The 16,323-nt window shown below is 64.5% G+C and carries 14 protein-coding genes and 1 pseudogene; 7 read left to right on the top strand and 8 right to left on the bottom strand.

Annotated features, from left to right (window positions below; genetic code table 11):
• Positions 1-79: 79 nt before the first annotated feature.
• Both rpoD and dnaG read right to left on the bottom strand, forming a co-directional pair.
• Positions 80-2,219, bottom strand: a pseudogene (gene rpoD / locus FOM02_RS13515) (RNA polymerase sigma factor RpoD).
• Positions 2,220-2,595: 376 nt separating this feature from the next.
• Entirely contained in the window at positions 2,596-4,590 is a 1,995-nt protein-coding gene (gene dnaG / locus FOM02_RS13520) for a DNA primase (RefSeq protein WP_265441828.1), read from the bottom strand.
• 248 nt (positions 4,591-4,838) lie between these two features.
• Here dnaG and FOM02_RS13525 point away from each other — a divergent pair, with 248 nt between their 5' ends.
• On the top strand, positions 4,839-5,402 hold the full coding sequence (locus FOM02_RS13525) for a chlorite dismutase family protein (RefSeq protein WP_027563766.1): 564 nt from the start codon (positions 4,839-4,841) through the stop codon (positions 5,400-5,402).
• Positions 5,403-5,579: 177 nt separating this feature from the next.
• Here FOM02_RS13525 and FOM02_RS13530 read toward each other — a convergent pair whose 3' ends face one another.
• Positions 5,580-5,978 (bottom strand): gamma-glutamylcyclotransferase family protein, encoded by a 399-nt coding sequence (locus FOM02_RS13530; protein WP_027563765.1) that lies wholly within the window; start codon positions 5,976-5,978, stop codon positions 5,580-5,582.
• Positions 5,979-6,179: 201 nt separating this feature from the next.
• On the opposite strand from FOM02_RS13530, the gene FOM02_RS13535 reads away from it, so the two are divergent.
• Entirely contained in the window at positions 6,180-6,983 is an 804-nt protein-coding gene (locus FOM02_RS13535) for an N-formylglutamate amidohydrolase (protein WP_027563764.1), read from the top strand.
• Between the two features lie 92 nt (positions 6,984-7,075).
• On the opposite strand, the gene FOM02_RS13540 is transcribed toward FOM02_RS13535, so the two are convergent.
• From FOM02_RS13540 to FOM02_RS13555, 4 genes are all read right to left on the bottom strand, one after another.
• Entirely contained in the window at positions 7,076-8,059 is a 984-nt protein-coding gene (locus FOM02_RS13540) for a DUF3592 domain-containing protein (RefSeq protein WP_027563763.1), read from the bottom strand.
• A 68-nt stretch (positions 8,060-8,127) separates the two neighbouring features.
• Positions 8,128-8,748, bottom strand: coding sequence for a LysE family translocator (locus FOM02_RS13545; RefSeq protein WP_084334917.1), 621 nt, complete (start codon positions 8,746-8,748; stop codon positions 8,128-8,130).
• A gap of 218 nt (positions 8,749-8,966) precedes the next feature.
• A complete protein-coding gene (locus FOM02_RS13550) occupies positions 8,967-9,482 on the bottom strand; it encodes a hypothetical protein (RefSeq protein WP_231164130.1) in 516 nt (171 codons plus the stop codon).
• 20 nt (positions 9,483-9,502) lie between these two features.
• Positions 9,503-10,948 carry an LVIVD repeat-containing protein gene (locus tag FOM02_RS13555; protein WP_027563760.1) on the bottom strand — a complete coding sequence of 482 codons (1,446 nt, stop codon included), beginning with the start codon at positions 10,946-10,948 and terminating at the stop codon, positions 9,503-9,505.
• Positions 10,949-11,175: 227 nt separating this feature from the next.
• Here FOM02_RS13555 and FOM02_RS13560 point away from each other — a divergent pair, with 227 nt between their 5' ends.
• From FOM02_RS13560 to FOM02_RS13575, 4 genes are read left to right on the top strand one after another with little or no spacing between them, the layout of a single operon-like run.
• The gene (locus FOM02_RS13560) at positions 11,176-11,490 is read left to right on the top strand and encodes an ArsR/SmtB family transcription factor (protein ID WP_027563759.1); all 315 of its coding nucleotides are present in this window, start codon (positions 11,176-11,178) and stop codon (positions 11,488-11,490) included.
• The gene (locus FOM02_RS13565) at positions 11,483-12,067 is read left to right on the top strand and encodes an SRPBCC family protein (protein WP_322596964.1); all 585 of its coding nucleotides are present in this window, start codon (positions 11,483-11,485) and stop codon (positions 12,065-12,067) included. Before FOM02_RS13560 ends, FOM02_RS13565 begins: the two co-directional genes overlap by 8 nt.
• Entirely contained in the window at positions 12,000-12,413 is a 414-nt protein-coding gene (locus FOM02_RS13570; protein ID WP_322596986.1) for an SRPBCC family protein, read from the top strand. Before FOM02_RS13565 ends, FOM02_RS13570 begins: the two co-directional genes overlap by 68 nt.
• A complete protein-coding gene (locus tag FOM02_RS13575; protein WP_027563756.1) occupies positions 12,413-12,925 on the top strand; it encodes an SRPBCC family protein in 513 nt (170 codons plus the stop codon). Before FOM02_RS13570 ends, FOM02_RS13575 begins: the two co-directional genes overlap by 1 nt.
• 134 nt (positions 12,926-13,059) lie before the next feature.
• Here FOM02_RS13575 and FOM02_RS13580 read toward each other — a convergent pair whose 3' ends face one another.
• Entirely contained in the window at positions 13,060-13,836 is a 777-nt protein-coding gene (locus FOM02_RS13580) for a DUF2189 domain-containing protein (RefSeq protein ID WP_027563755.1), read from the bottom strand.
• Between the two features lie 245 nt (positions 13,837-14,081).
• On the opposite strand from FOM02_RS13580, the gene FOM02_RS13585 reads away from it, so the two are divergent.
• Positions 14,082-16,301: an ATP-binding protein gene (locus FOM02_RS13585; protein ID WP_265441829.1), complete on the top strand. Its 2,220-nt coding sequence runs from the start codon at positions 14,082-14,084 to the stop codon at positions 16,299-16,301.
• Positions 16,302-16,323: the final 22 nt, after the last annotated feature.

Consider the following 16,323-nt stretch of genomic DNA (forward strand, 5'->3'; position numbering starts at 1 on the left):
AAAGAAAAACGGCGGGCTTTTGGCCCGCCGTTTTCGTTTGAATGAATGCCCGGGGCAACCCCGGGCATGACGATCCGGATTAGTTGTCGAGGAACGATCGCAGCTTCCGCGACCGCGACGGATGCTTCAGCTTGCGCAGCGCCTTCGCTTCGATCTGACGAATACGTTCGCGCGTCACCGAGAACTGCTGGCCGACTTCTTCCAGCGTGTGGTCGGTGTTCATGCCGATGCCGAAGCGCATGCGCAGGACGCGCTCTTCGCGCGGGGTCAGCGAAGCCAGCACGCGCGTGGTGGTCTCGCGCAGGTTGGACTGGATCGCGGCGTCGATCGGCAGGATCGCGTTCTTGTCCTCGATGAAATCGCCGAGATGTGAATCCTCTTCGTCACCGACGGGCGTCTCCAGCGAGAGCGGCTCCTTGGCGATCTTGAGGACCTTGCGGACCTTCTCCAAGGGCATGCCGAGCTTCTCGGCGAGCTCTTCCGGGGTCGGCTCGCGGCCGATCTCGTTGAGCATCTGGCGCGACGTGCGCACGATCTTGTTGATCGTCTCGATCATGTGCACGGGGATGCGGATGGTGCGCGCCTGGTCGGCGATCGAGCGAGTGATCGCCTGCCGAATCCACCACGTGGCGTAGGTCGAGAACTTGTAGCCGCGGCGGTACTCGAACTTATCAACGGCCTTCATCAGGCCGATGTTGCCTTCCTGGATCAGGTCGAGGAATTGCAGGCCGCGGTTGGTGTACTTCTTGGCGATCGAGATCACGAGACGGAGGTTGGCTTCCACCATCTCCTTCTTGGCCTGGCGTGCTTCGCGCTCGCCCTTCTGCACGGAGTGCACGATCTTGCGGAACTCGACGATCTCGAGGCCGGTCAGCGCGGCGAGCTGATGCACCTCGTGACGGAGATCCTTGATGCGGTCCTTCTCGTGGTGAACGAAGTTCTTCCAGCCCTTGGCCGAAAGCTTCGAGACACGGTTGAGCCAGCGCGGATCGAGCTCCGAGCCGGTGTAGTTGCGCAGGAAGTCGTCGCGCGCGACGCCATGGCTGTCGGCGAGGCGCATCAGGCGGCCCTCATGCGAGACGAGGCGCTTGTTGATGTCGTAGAGCTGCTCGACGAGACTGTCGATGCGGGCCTGGTTGAGGCGCAGCGACTTCACCTCGACGATGATCTCGTCCTTCAGCTTCTTGTACTTGCGCTCCTGGTGCGGCGAGAGCGACTCGTTCTGGAGCTGGTTCTGGATGTCCTGCTCCTGAAGCTTGCGCAGCTTCTTGTAGCTGTCGGCGATCTTGTCGAAGATCTCGACGACCTTCGGCTTGAGCTCGGCCTCGATGGCGGCAAGCGACATCTGGTTCTCGAACTCGTCGTCGTCCATGTCGGCTTCGGCCGCGGCCTCGCCCGGATCCTTCTCCTCGCCGCCTTCTTCACCGGCGGCGGGCGCGGCGCGGAACGGGGTCGGCGACGGGGGCGCCGCGGGCGGGGCGACAATGCGCGGGCGCAGCGGGCTCCGTGGTATTCGCGTGAACCAAGAGCTTTGCCTGACTATCTCCCAGGATGGGGGCGCCGATCATCGCGGTGTTCATGCCGCCCTTGGCGTCGGGGCCGGCATAGGTCGCTTCGAGATCGATGATGTCGCGGAGGAAGATCTTGCCCTCGTTGAGCTCGTCGCGCCAAATGATGATGGCCTGGAAGGTCAGCGGGCTTTCGCACAGACCCGCGATCATCGCCTCGCGGCCGGCCTCGATGCGCTTGGCGATCGCGATTTCGCCTTCGCGGGAGAGCAGCTCGACCGTGCCCATCTCGCGCAGATACATGCGCACCGGATCGTCGGTGCGCTCGCCCGGCTCGCTCTTCTTGACCTCGGTGACGGCCTTCTGGGTGACCTCGACGAGCTCGTTATCGGTCTCGTCGTCACCCTCGTCCTTCTCTTCTTCGCCCTCGCTGTCGTCGGCTTCGGTGACGTTGATGCCCATGTCCGAGAGCATGGACATGATGTCCTCGATCTGCTCGGGCGAGGTCTGGTCGGACGGCAAAACTTCATTGAGCTGATCGAAGGTCACGAAGCCGCGCTTCTTGGCCTGCTTGATCATCTTTTTCACTGCCGCGTCGGACAGATCGAGCAACGGCGAGGGCGCGTCCTGGGAATCCTTCTCGGGAGCATCCGCTGCCTTGTCGTCTTTTTCCTTGTCCTTCGCCTGCAGCGTCTTTGCCTTGGTGGCCATCCATTGCTCCTAAACGCGCTTCATGCGAGACGATCGCCGCGCCCCGCGTGAATCCACTTGAACCTGTTGCTCGACGCTCTCGCTTCGGCAGCTCTCGACACGGAAAAGGCGGCGCACGTGTCTCTCGCCACCCCCAACTCTCTCTCGCCGGATTTGCCTAACGCTTCGTGAGCCTCTTTGTCGCAGCGGATGCAGGTGTAGTGCCAACAGCGATTGCGCGGATTCATTCCTGACGCGTCTGTTCTGCCTGCGGCCGCCTGGTGGCCAAAGTGCTACAAGACCGTTAAGCCTCGATTAACCCTGTTTTTGCCGCCAAACCTTGGATTTGGCGAGTCTTTTAGCGGTTCCGGCCCCAGCCGTCCGCATGATTCTTTCATCACACGCTCTTCTGGAACCGGCCCGACAGCTCGCCAAAACCCTCGATCAGGGCCTCGGTACCGTCGACCTCGGCCAGCCGAGCCTTCACGTCACGCAGCCACGCCAAATTGGCCTCGCTGGGGTCTTCCCCCAAGGCCAGCTCGGCATCTTTCAGCTCTCTAAGTAGTGAATGGTATTGCCGATGCAAGGCAACGAGCTGGTGCCAGGTGGCAAGAACGTCGTCACGCGCCGCGCCCTCGCGGGCGCCAAACACCGCCGCGGTGGTGATGGCGTTCTCAACCCTTTGAAGGACCTGCGAAAAACCGCTCTTTTCGAGGTCGCCGCGCATCTTCTCGGCCTGCTCCTCGGGGTCCGGGGAGTGGTGATGGTCGTTGGCGAAAGCGGCGATGATGCCGGCCCTCAGCTTGTGGGCCTCGGGGTGGGCCAGCTCCAGGGCGGCGACCTCCTCGAGATGCTCATGCAGCAGCCAGGGATGGTTGATCAGGCATTGCAGGATCAGGGCCTCCCGGCGGGAGATGGCGCTGCGCTGGCCCTTCATGATCGGGCTGGCCGCCAGCTGCGGGCTCGCCGCCTGGTAGGGGCCGGAGGGCAGCAGGGTCGGCCTTGGCCGCCGAATCCCTGGCCGCCGAACTCGATTCGCACCGCCCCCGCCCCTAGGCTGGAACGGCCGGCCGCCCTGACCGGGCCGGAAATTGCCCCGGCCGCCAAAGCCGCGCCCGCCCTCGGGGGCGAAGGTGCGCTGAAGCCGCTCGACGAAATCGTCGCGATAATAGCGCCGCACCACCTCGTCGCGGATGCCGTTCGTGAGCTCCTTGATGCGGGCCTCCAGCGCGGCACGGCGCTCGGGGGTGGCAAAATTGCCGCCTTCGAGCTCGCGCGACCAGATCATGTCGGCGAGCGGACGGGCCGCTGAGATCACCTCCTCGATCGCGCCGCGCCCACCCGAGCGCACGAGATCGTCGGGGTCCTGCCCTTCCGGCAGCAGCGCAAAGCGCAGGCTTTTTCCCGGCGCGAGAAACGGCAGCGCGAGATCGGCAGCACGATAAGCCGCCTTCTGCCCGGCGCGGTCGCCGTCGAAGCAGAGGATCGGCTCGTCCGCCATCTTCCAGAGCAGCGCGAGCTGGCTCTCGGTCAGTGCGGTGCCGAGCGGCGCGACGCTGCCGGCAAAGCCCGCGGTGACCATGGCGATGACGTCGACATAGCCTTCGACCACGATCAGCGCGCTACCATCATGCGTGGCCTTGCGCGCGGTCTGGTGATTGTAGAGATTGTCGCCCTTGTGAAAGAGCGGCGTCTCCGGCGAATTCAGGTATTTTGCCGGAACGTCCTTCTCCAGCGCGCGCCCGCCGAAGGCGATGACGCGTCCGCGCAAATCCGTGATCGGAAACATCACGCGATCGCGGAAGCGGTCGTAAGGCACGGGAATGTCGTTGCCTGCCACGAGCAGACCGGTCTCGACCATGTCGTCGACGGAGATTCCGAGCTTGCCGAGATGCTCCTTCAGCGCGAAGCGATCAGGCGGCGCATAGCCGAGGCGAAACTGCAACTGCGTCGCCGGCGAGATCGCGCGGTCGGCGAGATAGCCGCGCGCCTTGGCACCGACCCGCGAAGCCAGCGTCTCCGCAAAGAATTTTGCGGCGAGATCCATGACGTCATGCAGCGACTTGCGCCGCTGCTCGAACCGCGCCGCATCCGGCGTCACCGCCGGCAGCGGCAGGCCCGCCATGCCCGCGAGCCGCTCGACGGCTTCCGCGAACGGCAGCCCGTCGGTCTCCATCACGAAGGTGATGATGTCGCCGTGCTTGCCGGAGGAGAAGTCGTGGTAAAATCCCTTCTGGTCGTTGACGTAGAAGGACGGCGTCTTCTCCTGCTGGAACGGCGACAGCCCCTTCCACTCCCGCCCGGCCTTCTTCAGCTTGACGCGCTTGCCCACGACCTCGGAGACCGAAAGCCGGGCACGAAGCTCGTCGAGGAACTGGGGCGTGAAGCGCATGGCGTGGGTGTAGCGCAAACCGGGGTGAGTCGGGCGAAGGATCAGGGATATAGGTGCGGGCCGGCCAGAAGTCAGGTTTAGGCGGGTTATCCGGCTTATTCGACCTATTCACAGGGCGTTTCCGTCATTCCCTGGGCGCCCTCCGCCTTGAGGCTCACACCGTTATGCAACGTGAGTACCTCAGGATGATGGGACCAATGACGGTACCAAGGCTTGAACCCCGCCCGGTTCCACGCTTCCATACGCCCATGTTCAGGACCTTTCGAGGCGGTCACAGCGGGGGCTGGCGCGTCACCTCGATTTCACCGGTGACGGGCGAGCCCCTGCCCTTCATGCCGGCGCTGTCGGTCACCGACAGCGAGGCCGTCTCGTTGCCGCTGGTGCCCTCGCGCAATGCCTGGCGACTGGCCGGGGTGCCCTCCAGCTTGCGCTACACCGAGCGGGCCGAAAAGGATCAGCTCGTGGCCGTGCAGGCCGGGCTCGGCCGTCCCGAGGCAACCAGCGCGGCGCTGATCCCGATCCGCAAATCGGACGCCTGGTGGGAGCTGACGCAGGAAGAGCGCCGCAAGATTTTTGAGGACAAGTCGCACCACATCGCGAGTAGCCTTCGCTTCCTGCCCGCGATCGCTCGCCAGCTCTATCATTGCCGCGACCTCGGCGGCCCCTTCGATTTCCTGACCTGGTTCGAATTCGCGCCGGCGGACGCCGCGCTGTTCGAGGAGCTGGTGGGAATGCTCAGGCAGACCGAGGAATGGACTTACGTCGAGCACGAGGTCGACGTGCGCGTGGTGAAGGAAGTGCTGTCTGCCTGATGATCGAACTGGCCGCCCCGACGGCGGCGCGCCCCCTCGCCCCGTTCTTACGGGGAGAGGGTTGGGGTGAGGGGCTTCTCTCCACACGCGAGATCGGCGATGGACCTGTACCCCCTCACCCGGATCGCAAGAGCGATCCGACGCGCAGGCGGGGAGAGGTGAAGCAAGCATCCGCTGTCAGTGTTCGAGAAACCGCCCGGACTCGATGCGCGGCAGATCAGTGACGGGCCAGTTGTAGATGTAGGTCCAGGCCTTGCCTGTGCTGCCATCCGCGCCTGTCACGTCGATCAGCTGGCGCAGATATTCCGTCGGCTCCGGAAAGCCCTCACCGCAGGCCTCGTACATGTCGAGCTCGGCCAGCAGCTCGTCGGGCACGCGCAGGTGAAACAGCTCGCCATGAACGATGTCGGAGGCCGCATCCGACAGCAGCAGGCCAGGATAATGCTTCACCAGGACGAGCCGGCCGCGGCAGGTTGCTTCACCCAGGAAATCCGCATGGCCCGCGAGCAGCCGCGCCATCGGATGGTCGAAGCCGCGCATCAGGGTGCCGTAGACGAAGAGACGATCGGAGGTCATCGGGTGTCTATAACCGCCAATCACGCGAAGCGACAGCGTCGCGCCTCGTAAATGTCGCCGTGGTCAAGAGCGGGAGTGCGCGATATTCGGTCTTGAGATGAATCGCGGGTGACGGCATCGTCCGGCAAGCCGGATCAATTTCGGACAGGCGATTCCTGCCTGATTTCGAGGGGCAATTGCATTTTCCGTAGGCAATCAGGAATGACGCTGGACGCAGTCGACACGGCCGATCAACTTCTTGGCGAGGGGGACATTCCACCAGTGCATGAGGTGAATGCGGGAGGCGCATCGCCGTTCCTGCTCACCTCCGATCATTACGGACGGGTGCTGCCGCGCGCGCTGGGCGATCTCGGCGTCGCCGAGAGCGAGCTGACGAGGCACATCGCCTGGGACATCGGCATTGCCGGCGTCGCCGAGCGGCTGGCAAAAATGCTCGACGCGCATCTGATCGCGCAGCGCTATTCGCGGCTCGTGATCGACTGCAACCGCTCGCCCGGCGTTGCGAGCTCGATCCCCGTGATCTCCGAAGCCACCAGAATCCCGCGCAACGAAGGCATCTCCGAGAGCGAGCGGGCGGCACGGCGGCGCGAGATTTTTGAGCCCTATCATCATCGCATCGATGCCGCGATCGACCGCCGCTTGCGTGACAAGCGGCCGACCGTGCTGGTGTCGTTGCACAGCTTCACGCCGGTTTATGCCGGCGTCGCGCGGCCCTGGCACATCGGCGCGCTGTACAACCGCGACACCGTGCTGCCGCAGCTCTTGCTGAAACATCTGCGCAGCGAAGGCGATCTCGTCGTCGGCGACAACGAGCCCTATGCTGTGAGCGATCTCAGCGACTACACCATCCCCGTCCACGGCGAAGCCCGCGGCCTCGTCAACACCGGCATCGAGATCCGCCAGGACCTCATCGCCGATCAATCCGGCCAGCAGCAATGGGCCGAGCGGCTGGGAAGGATTTTTGCGGCGATCGAGGTGGAATTGCGGGCGGAGCTGTTGGTGTAAAGCGAAGTGCCGCCACGACACGCAGTGCGTTCCCTTCCCCCCTTGCGGGGGGAGGGAGAGCAGCGGAGCAAGACGATTCTGCAAGCTTCCAATCAACCACCCCGCGTCGCGACGAACACTGCCAGTGCGGCAAAGATCGCGGCGATGCCCCACAGCACGTAGGCGAAGCGGCCGTCGCCGCGGGCATCCAGCGTAGCCTCGGCAGGGTTGTCGGGATTGACGCGCACCTCGACGGTGGCGCCGTCCTGGTAGCGCGCCATCAGCCTCTCCAGCATCTTGCCCGATGCCGCCGGCGTTTCCGCAGCGACCCGCGCGCATTCATTGGTGTAGCGGACATTCTGATAGCTGTAGGTGTAGGACACGCGCCGCGCGAACATCTCGACGCCGCGCGCCTCGCCCGGCTCGCTCGCCTCGTGATACTCTTCCATCTCCGACAGCTTGATGGTGCCCGGCACGACCGGCCAGCGCGTCGCCATCGACGCCTGCCGCTGCACCACCCACGCCATCAGCGCGATGACGAGGCCGAACGCGCCGAAGCCGATGACGAGGCCGGCAAGATCGGGCCGCCCGATGTGGTGCGCGAGATATTGGTAGCTCTGGTTGAGGCCGAAGGCCGAGCCGAAGATGATGGCGATCACGATCGCTGAACCGATGCCAAGGCAGCCCCACAGACCCTTGGGCAGGTCGCGCTCCAGCACCGCCTGATCGGGATGCTTCGGATTGTAGTAGACGGTGACGATGCTGCCGGCGGGATATTTCGCCAGCTTCTCGGCGACCTGGAAATTGCCGAGGTCCTCGCCGATCGAGATGCGGTTGCAGCTCAGCTTGCGCCCGCCGACCGCATACTCGTAAGTCACATTCGCAAAATTGCGGCTCTCGGTGCGAAAGCCGTCTTCGCGCTCGTCGTCGGAGACCTTGACCTCGCGAACTTCGGCAACGGATGTGATCACCTTGCCGGCGACTTGCGGCCAGCTCCGCGCCTCGCGCGCCTGCCAGGTCTTCACGATAGCGGCAATCAGGATCAGCGCGAGCGGCGCGAGCAGCATCGCGTAGACCAGCGGCGGTAAATTCGGCACGGCAATAATCCTTCGTCAGCGGCAATGCTCCCTTGGACGCACCGCCGCCTACGAAGGTTCAACGCGGCTCATTTGGCCCGGGTCAGCGCCAGCCAGATACCGCCGCCGATCATGAAGCCGCCGGAGACGCGCGACATCATCCGCGTGCGGCGGGCCGAGAAGAATTTCCGGGCGCGCCCGGCGGCGATGGCGTAGAGCGCATCGGTCATCACGGCGGTGACCATGAAGGTGGCGCCCAGCAATGCGACTTGCGGAAAGTGCGGCTGGCTCATGTCCATGAACTGCGGGATGAAGGCGCCGAAGAACACCAGCACTTTCGGGTTCGACAGCAGCACCAGGAAGCCCTGCAGGAAGAAGCCGCCGCGGGGCGGCGCCGGCGGCTCGTCGACATTGACGCCCTCGACCGGCGCCCAGATCAACTTGATGCCGAGCCAGACCAGATAGGCCGCGCCGGCAAAGCGCACCCAGTCGAACCAGTAGCCCATCGTCGACATCAGCGAGGTCAGGCCGATCGCGACGATGCCGATCACGATGGCGAGGCCGGCTTGCGCGCCGGCGACATTCGTCAGCGCCGCGCGCGTGCCATGGCGCAGGCCGTTGGCGATGACGAGGGTGACGATCGGCCCCGGTAGCAGCGCCAGCGCGATGCAGGCGGCGACGAAGGCGAGATAGGCTTGCATGGACATCATGGGCGGGACTCGGCTGAGGAGGGTTTGGGGATATTAATGCATGGGACGGGCGGGGAGGGAAGGCGTGACTGCGTGGTACCGAGGCCTCCCAATCACAGGTGTCATCACCCGCGAAGGCGGGTGATCCAGTACTCCGCGGCGCTCGTGGGATACGGAGAAGCCGCGGAGTACTGGATACCCCGCCTTCGCGGGGTATGACAGCGGAGGTGGTGGAGACCTCACCGGCCATCCAGCGCCGCCGTCATCCATCCCCTCATCTCCTGCGTCTCCAGAAACGTGAGCGCCGCGCGCTGCATCGCACCGGCCTCTCCACGCCCCTGCACCACCGCGACGAACAGATCGCACCGACGCGAGACGGCGACGCCGATCGCGGCGTGACGAACACCATCGGGCATGTCGAGATCATACCGCCTCGCGCGGCCACGCAGCTCGCCAAGCGCCACCTCCTCTCCCGTCGCGACAGGCGCAAAGCGCGGGCTGACCAAATCGATGTCGGTGACGCGGTCGACCTCGTCGTCATCGGCAACGCCGGTGTCGCAATTGCAGAAGCCGCGCTTGGCGCGGACGTAGAGCTCGGCTCCATTGCATTCGCCCGCGGTGCAGCGGAACGCGCGGCCCGTGGGCCAGCCATCGCGGGGAAACGGCCAGTTGATCTCCCGCCATTGTATGACGCGTTCCGTCTCATCTGCGCACAAGCGCGACGGCGCGCCGAGAGCGATCATGACCATCAGCATGATTGCCCCGCGCCGCATCGTCAGTTCTTCGGCAAGCCGGCCACAGTGCGGGCAGGTCCCGTCAGCTCGAGGATATGCAGGCCGGTATTGGCGCGGTCGACGATGTAGATGTAGCCGCGCTCGTCGGTCTCGACATTGTTGGTCTGGATCGCGACCTTGCAGCGCTCGCCGCCCTCGACCGGAATGCAGCGCTTGTCGGTCGCCGCGGTGATCGCGGGAATGAAGTAGCCGACTTCCTTCGGATGATAGGGATCGCGGATGTCGAGCGCGCGCACGCCGGCATTGAAGAAGGCGATGAAGGCCATCTTCTTGTAATAGACCGGCGCCATGCTCTCGTTCGACGAATGCGAGCCGAACCGGCCGCCGCGCTGGCAGAACCGCCCGCTCTCCTCCGGCACGGTGTAGCTCGAGATCATCATCGGCCGCGTCTCGGTGGTGACGTCGGCGAACCACACCATCTGCCGCGCCTCGCCGCATTCGTTGAGGATCGCCTCGTCGACGATCATGACGATGTCCCGCGTCTTGCCATCCTTGTCCTCGGCGAACTCGGCGACGGGCATGTCGAGCATCGGGAACGTCGTGTGCGCGCCGTTGAAGGCGGACATCGGCATCCGCGCGATCTCGGGATAGCGCAGATTGTCCGCCGTCGGCTCCTTCGGACCGTTCAACAGCTTCTCGCGATCGACGATCTGCAAGATGCCGCCCTTGTTGGTGCCGTAGCCGAAATAGACGCGGTTGCCGTTCGGCCCGGTCGAGATCGGCCCGTGCAGTTCGGTCGGCACCGCGCCGGTCGAACCAGGCTCCTGGCCGGGCAGGCCGAAGTCGCGGATCTTCTGCGGATGCGCGGGATCGCTCAGATCATAGACCTGTGTCATGCGCCGCGTGCGCCAGTCCGGCGCGCCCGAGACGAGAAAGGCGACGCCGGTGTCGCATTCCCACCAGCTCTTGTGAGTGTCCTTCAATCCCCCGATGCGCGTGAGGAGCACGGGATTGGCGGGATCGGCGACATTCCAGATCTCATGCGCCTCGCTGCCGAAGGTGCGCAGCATGTAGACCGCGTTGGGATCGGCTTTCGGCAACGATTTGCCGTCGCAGACCCGCACCATTTGCGCGCCGCCGGATTCGTACTTGCCTTCCTGCCCCGGCAGATGCCGCAAATATTTGGGATGCGCGGGATCGGTGACGTCGACGATCGAGGTCCCGTTCGGCTCCGCCTGCCCCGTCATCGGATTGACGGGCGCCGGCACATCGTCGGTGCCGCCATGATGGCCGATATAGGCGATCCAGCGATCGCCCTGGTGATGGATGGTGGGCTGATAGGCGCTACGCGCCTGGAGGTCGTTGGTACCGACCAGCTTCATGTTGGAAGCTTCCGGCGGCGCGCCGATGGCCTGTTTTTGCGCATGGACAACAGTGCTGCCGGCAAAAAGGACGAGGCAGGCAGCAGTCAGGACGCAACGGAACATCAAAGTCCTCCCGGAACCAATCTGTGTTGGCTGAGCTTCAACGCTAGCACGGCAATTTACACGCGCCAAAGACACGTTCTTTTGCACGTCATTTTCCGGAAACCACGCAGCGGTTATCCGGAATCTCGAGATTCTCCGGTGCGCAATTGCGCACCGGAGTTCGCGCTCCGCGCGCCCCGGAATGAGGTGCTTGACATGCAACCATTTGGTTGCCTATTATCACCGCCATGGATGAGGTCTTCAAAGCGCTCGCCGACGCGTCACGACGCTCGCTCCTGGACAGGCTTCACGCCAAAAACGGCCAGACGCTGAACGAACTTTGCGAAGGCCTCGCGATGACGCGCCAGGCCGTCACAAAACACCTTGTCATTCTCGAAGAGGCCAACCTGGTCACGCCCCTCAGACATGGCCGCGAGAAGCTGCACTACCTCAATCCGGTGCCGATCCATCAGATCGGCGAACGCTGGATCAAGAAGTTCGAGCGCGGCAAGCTCGCCGCGCTCAGCGAGTTGAAACGCCAGTTGGAGAAACGCGATGAGTAATCCGAATTACGTCTACGTGACCTACATCGAGACGACACCCGAGGCGCTGTGGCAGGCGTTGACCGACGGCGATTTCACCGAGCGCTACTGGTTCGGCCATCGCATCACGTCCGACTGGAAGCAAGGCGCGCCTTATCGCTTCACCAACAACGGCAACCCGACGGTCGAGGGCGAGATCATCACCTTCGATCCAACGCGACGGCTCGCCTATAGCTGGTACAATCGCAAACCCGAAGGGGCCGGCGAAGGAACCTCGCGCGTCACCTTCGATCTCGAGCCGCGCGGCAAGGTCGTCAAGCTGACGGTCACGCATGACGAGCTCGGCGAGGACGGCAAGACCCTGCGCGACATCTCCGGCGGCTGGCCGATGGTCCTGTCGAACCTGAAGAGCCTGCTCGAGACCGGCCACACGATCGGGATCGTTCCGCCGACTATCCGACCAAGGATGCCGCCTGATGTCCCGCCCCGAATTCGTCTACGTCACCTATATCGAGACCACGCCGGAAAAGCTGTGGGAGGCGCTGACCGACAGCGCGTTCACGCGGCGATACTGGTTCGACACCGAAGTCAGGTCTGACTGGAAGGTGGGCTCGTCCATTGCGCTTGTGATGAGCGGCAGGACCACCGACACCGGCGAGATCCTGGAGGTCGTTCCGCCGCGGCGCCTGTCCTACACCTTCAAGCACGAAGTGGACGAGGACATGCGGAACGAAGGGCCGACCAAGGTCGTTTTCACGCTCGAGCCCTGGGGCGCGCTCGTGAAGCTGACCGTGACCCACGAAGGCTTCGCCGACGGCAGCAAGCTGCTCGACGGCATCTCGAGGGGCTGGCCGGCGATCCTGTCTGGGCTCAAGAGCCTACTGGAAACCGGGAAGGTGCCAGCGATCCCGCCAGCCGCACTCGGCATCGAAGGATTTGAATGATGAACCTCGATCAGTTCAAGCCCCTGACGACCTACACCATCTACATCGCCTCGACGCCGGAGAAAGTCTGGGAGGCGCTGACCTCAGCCGAGTTCAGCAAGCTCTATTTCTTCGGCAATAGCGTGGAGGTCGAGCCGCGACTTGGCGGCGCGTTCATCGTGCGCACGCCTGATGGAGCCCTGCACATCAGCGGCGAGGTTCTCGCCTACGACCCGCCGCGAAAGCTCTCGGTCACGTTCAACGTGAACTGGCCCGAGCTGATGGAGAAGCTTGGGCCGACGCTCGTCACCTACGACATCGAACAGGTCGGCGATGCGGTGCGTCTCACTATGAGCGAAGGCCACGACCGGCCGCTCAGCGACGACATCCTCGCCGGCGGCCGCTCCGGCTGGCCCGCGATTCTCTCCAGTCTCAAGAGCGTGCTCGAGACCGGCAAGCCGCTGGTGGTGAAAATGGGCCCGCCGCAGCGCATGCTCGATGCGCTGAAGGCGATGGGGATCAAGACGCCGTAGGCGCATTGGTCATTCCGGGTCCGCGCAAGGCGCGGCCCGATGACAGGCTCCGCGCGAACCCGGAATCCATCAAGCGGCGGAGTTGGTGGCTGTATGGATTCCGGGTTCGCCCTTCGGGCGCCCCGGAATGACGACTAGGCAGACACCGGCACCACCAGCCGCCGATACAGATGCCATGTCGCGTGCCCAAGCACCGGCAGCGTCACCACCAGCCCGAGAAAGTAAGGCAGCGCCGAGACGATCAGCAGCATCACGATCACGGCGGCCCATCCGATCATCGGCAGCGGGCTCGTCACCACCGCGCGCACGCTCGTCACCATCGCCGTGACGAAATCGACCTCGCGGTCGAGCAGCAGCGGAAACGACACCACGGTCAGCGAAAACAGAATCAGCGACAGCGCGGCGCCGACCGCATTGCCGATTGCGAGGAAGAGCAGGCCCTCGTTCGTCGTCAGCACCACCGTCATGAATTCCTGCAGGCTGGAGAACGAGGCGTGCAGTCCGAGCAGCAGCGCGATCAGGAGTCGCACCTGGTACATCCAGATCACGAACACGAACAGCGTGACGAAGGCCATCCAGCCGATCTCGCTGCGCGAACGTATCGCCGACCAGATCGCGCCGAACGACACCGGCTCGCCGTGCTCGCGGCGCCGGCTGACCTCGTAAAGGCCGATCGCCACGAATGGCCCGATCAGCGCGAAGCCGGCGGCAAGGGGATAGACGAGATAGACCATGCCGAAGGCGGTGAGGCAGAGCATGATGACGATGCCGCCGGCGGCATAGAGCGCGCCGAAGGCAAGGCCGTAAAGCGGCAGCGCCTGGAAGTCGCGCAGGCCCTCGACCAGCGCCTCGGCGATGTCGGTCGCCGCGACGGCACGCACCACCGGATCGACCTTGCCCGAGATGGACATCGGCTTCCTCCCCGTCTGCGGGCGCGATCTTTCGTCGCGCGGATAGTAATATTAGCGCTGCCGCGCGCACGCGCAACTTGATGGCGGATGACGCGAAGATTGCAATTTCACCGCAATACCCGCAGCGCGAGATGCTCGTCTCTTCCGTGCGATTTTCGAGCCTTATCCCTATGGACTGAGCGGACGATCGTGCCGCAAATTGTACCTCCGAACAAACACGCGCGAAGAGCGGATCCGCCCCACCGATGAGCCTGCGTACCCGGTTACTGATCCTCGTCATCGCGGCCATGCTCGTGCCGGCGATCCTCGTCGGCCTGCGCTTCGTGCAGAACCGGACCAGCGAGATCAACGCGGCCCTGGCTAATCTCGCCGCATCCGCCGACGACATCGCGAGCGATCTGGACGAGAAGATCCAGGGCACCGCCCAGCTTCACTATGGCCTCGCCCGCGCCCGAGACGTCGACACGCGCGACAAGGCGGCATGCTCGGCGTTTCTCTCCGATGTGCGCGAAGAATATCCGCAGTTCACGGGAATATTGACCATCGATCCCGACGGCAGCCTGTTCTGCGACTCGCTGCGGACCAACCGCACGCTCGATCTGAACGATCGCGCCTATTTCAGGCAGGCGAAGGTCTCGCAAGGTATCGTCGCGGTGGAGCCGGTTTTCGGCCGCCTCACCGGAATATCGGTGCTCCAGATCGCCTATCCCGTGCGCTCGGACGCCGGCGCGCTGAAATTCGTCCTGCTCGCTTCGTTCAATTTGAACAAATTCGCGGAGTTTCACGACAAGCGTCTGCTCGCCGAGAAGGAGATCCTGCTCGTCGACAGCAAGGGCACGGTGCTGGTCGCGCCCAAATTAGGTGGCTGGCGCGAGCCCGTCGGCGCGTCGATCGCGGGATCAGACCTGTTCCGCTTCGCGGCCTCACCCGATGGCGAGGCGTCGCGCGAGTTGACCGATCGCGAAGGCCGCGCGCAGGTCTGGGCCGTCGCCCGCTCACCGTCGATGCGCAAGGCTGGCCTCTATATCATCGTCGGACGATCCAAGGACGGGCTGGTCGCGGCGGCGAACCGCCGGCTCTACGAGGACATGGCGATTCTCGCGGTGGCCTCGCTGCTGCTGCTGGCCGGCGTCTGGATCCTCGCGACCGTCAGCCTCGGGCGCCAGGTGGGGCGGCTTGCCGCGATGGCGAAACGGCTCGGGCTCGGCGATCTCAGCGCGCGCATTCCGCCGCCTTATCCGGGCGGCGAGCTCGGCGGACTGATGATGCTGCTCAACGGCACGGCCGAGTCGCTCGAGCAGCAACGCGCCGCCATCGCCGACCTCAGCCACAAGCTCAGCCAGTCCCAGAAGATGGAAGCCATGGGACAGCTCACCGGCGGCGTGGCGCACGATTTCAACAACCTCCTGACCGTCATTCTCGGCAACTCCGAGCATCTGGCCGACAGGCTGGCGGGCAACAAGGAATTACAAGGGATCGCCAGCGACATCGCGACCGCGGCCGAGCGCGGCGCCGACCTGACACGCAGCCTGCTCGCCTTCGCGCGCAAGCAGCCCTTACGGCCGCGCGAGATCGACATAGCCGAACGAATCCTCGGCATGGAGCAGTTGCTGCGTCGGACACTGGGCGAGCACATCGAGTGCAGCTTCGCGTTCGGACCGGGTTTGTGGCTGACCAGCGTCGACCCCGGCCAACTGGCAACCGCCCTGCTCAACCTCGTCCTCAACGCGCGCGACGCGATGCCTGACGGCGGCAAGCTGACCGTCGAGGTGCGCAACAACTCGCTCAGCGAATCCGATCTCGACGTCAACGGCGAGCCGCGGCCGGGCGACTATGTCATGGTGGCCGTGACCGATACTGGCTGCGGCATGGAGGCGGACACCGCGAGCCGCGCGTTCGAGCCGTTCTTCACCACCAAGGAGGTCGGCAAGGGGACTGGCCTCGGCCTCAGCATGGTCTACGGATTTGCGCAGCAATCCGGCGGTCTCGTGCAATTGCAGTCAGAGCCGGGACAGGGCAGCGTCGTCAGGCTGTTCTTTCCCCGCATCGCGACGGCGCTGAACGAGGAGCCGCCACCGCCGGAGCCGATCGTTGCCCCCGACGGACACGAGACTATTCTCGTCGTCGAGGACGACGACATGGTGCGAGCCTATGTCGAGAGCGAGCTGAGAGCCCTCGGCTACCGCGTCGTCGCCACGTCGAACGGGCCCGCAGCACTGGAGCTGCTACGCCAGCCCGGGGACGTCCATCTGCTGTTCACCGACGTCGTGATGCCCGGCGGCATGTTCGGGCCGGAGCTTGCGAGGCAGGCAACCCAGTTGCGGCCGGGGCTCAAGGTGCTCTTCACCTCCGGCTACAGCCAAAATCCGGTCAAGACGCCCGACGGGGTCGACGCGCGCATTCTGACAAAGCCATTCCGACGGCAGGATCTCGCCGCGACGCTGCGATCGGCGCTGTCGCGCTAAAGCATGATCCGGACCCGGAGGG

The organism is Bradyrhizobium sp. SEMIA (genome assembly GCF_014844175.1).
Classification (GTDB): Bacteria; Pseudomonadota; Alphaproteobacteria; order Rhizobiales; family Xanthobacteraceae; genus Bradyrhizobium; species Bradyrhizobium arachidis.

Excerpts from the sequence above, each read along its gene's own strand:
- FOM02_RS13575 (WP_027563756.1), top strand. The coding sequence starts at position 12,413 with ATGAACCTCGATCAGTTCAAGCCCCTGACGACCTACACCATCTACATC.
- FOM02_RS13565 (WP_322596964.1), top strand. The coding sequence starts at position 11,483 with ATGAGTAATCCGAATTACGTCTACGTGACCTACATCGAGACGACACCC.
- FOM02_RS13545 (WP_084334917.1), bottom strand. The coding sequence starts at position 8,748 with ATGATGTCCATGCAAGCCTATCTCGCCTTCGTCGCCGCCTGCATCGCG.
- FOM02_RS13535 (WP_027563764.1), top strand. The coding sequence starts at position 6,180 with ATGACGCTGGACGCAGTCGACACGGCCGATCAACTTCTTGGCGAGGGG.
- FOM02_RS13560 (WP_027563759.1), top strand. The coding sequence starts at position 11,176 with ATGGATGAGGTCTTCAAAGCGCTCGCCGACGCGTCACGACGCTCGCTC.
- FOM02_RS13585 (WP_265441829.1), top strand. The coding sequence starts at position 14,082 with ATGAGCCTGCGTACCCGGTTACTGATCCTCGTCATCGCGGCCATGCTC.
- FOM02_RS13525 (WP_027563766.1), top strand. The coding sequence starts at position 4,839 with ATGTTCAGGACCTTTCGAGGCGGTCACAGCGGGGGCTGGCGCGTCACC.
- FOM02_RS13555 (WP_027563760.1), bottom strand. The coding sequence starts at position 10,948 with ATGTTCCGTTGCGTCCTGACTGCTGCCTGCCTCGTCCTTTTTGCCGGC.
- FOM02_RS13580 (WP_027563755.1), bottom strand. The coding sequence starts at position 13,836 with ATGTCCATCTCGGGCAAGGTCGATCCGGTGGTGCGTGCCGTCGCGGCG.
- dnaG (WP_265441828.1), bottom strand. The coding sequence starts at position 4,590 with ATGCGCTTCACGCCCCAGTTCCTCGACGAGCTTCGTGCCCGGCTTTCG.
- FOM02_RS13550 (WP_231164130.1), bottom strand. The coding sequence starts at position 9,482 with ATGCTGATGGTCATGATCGCTCTCGGCGCGCCGTCGCGCTTGTGCGCA.
- FOM02_RS13530 (WP_027563765.1), bottom strand. The coding sequence starts at position 5,978 with ATGACCTCCGATCGTCTCTTCGTCTACGGCACCCTGATGCGCGGCTTC.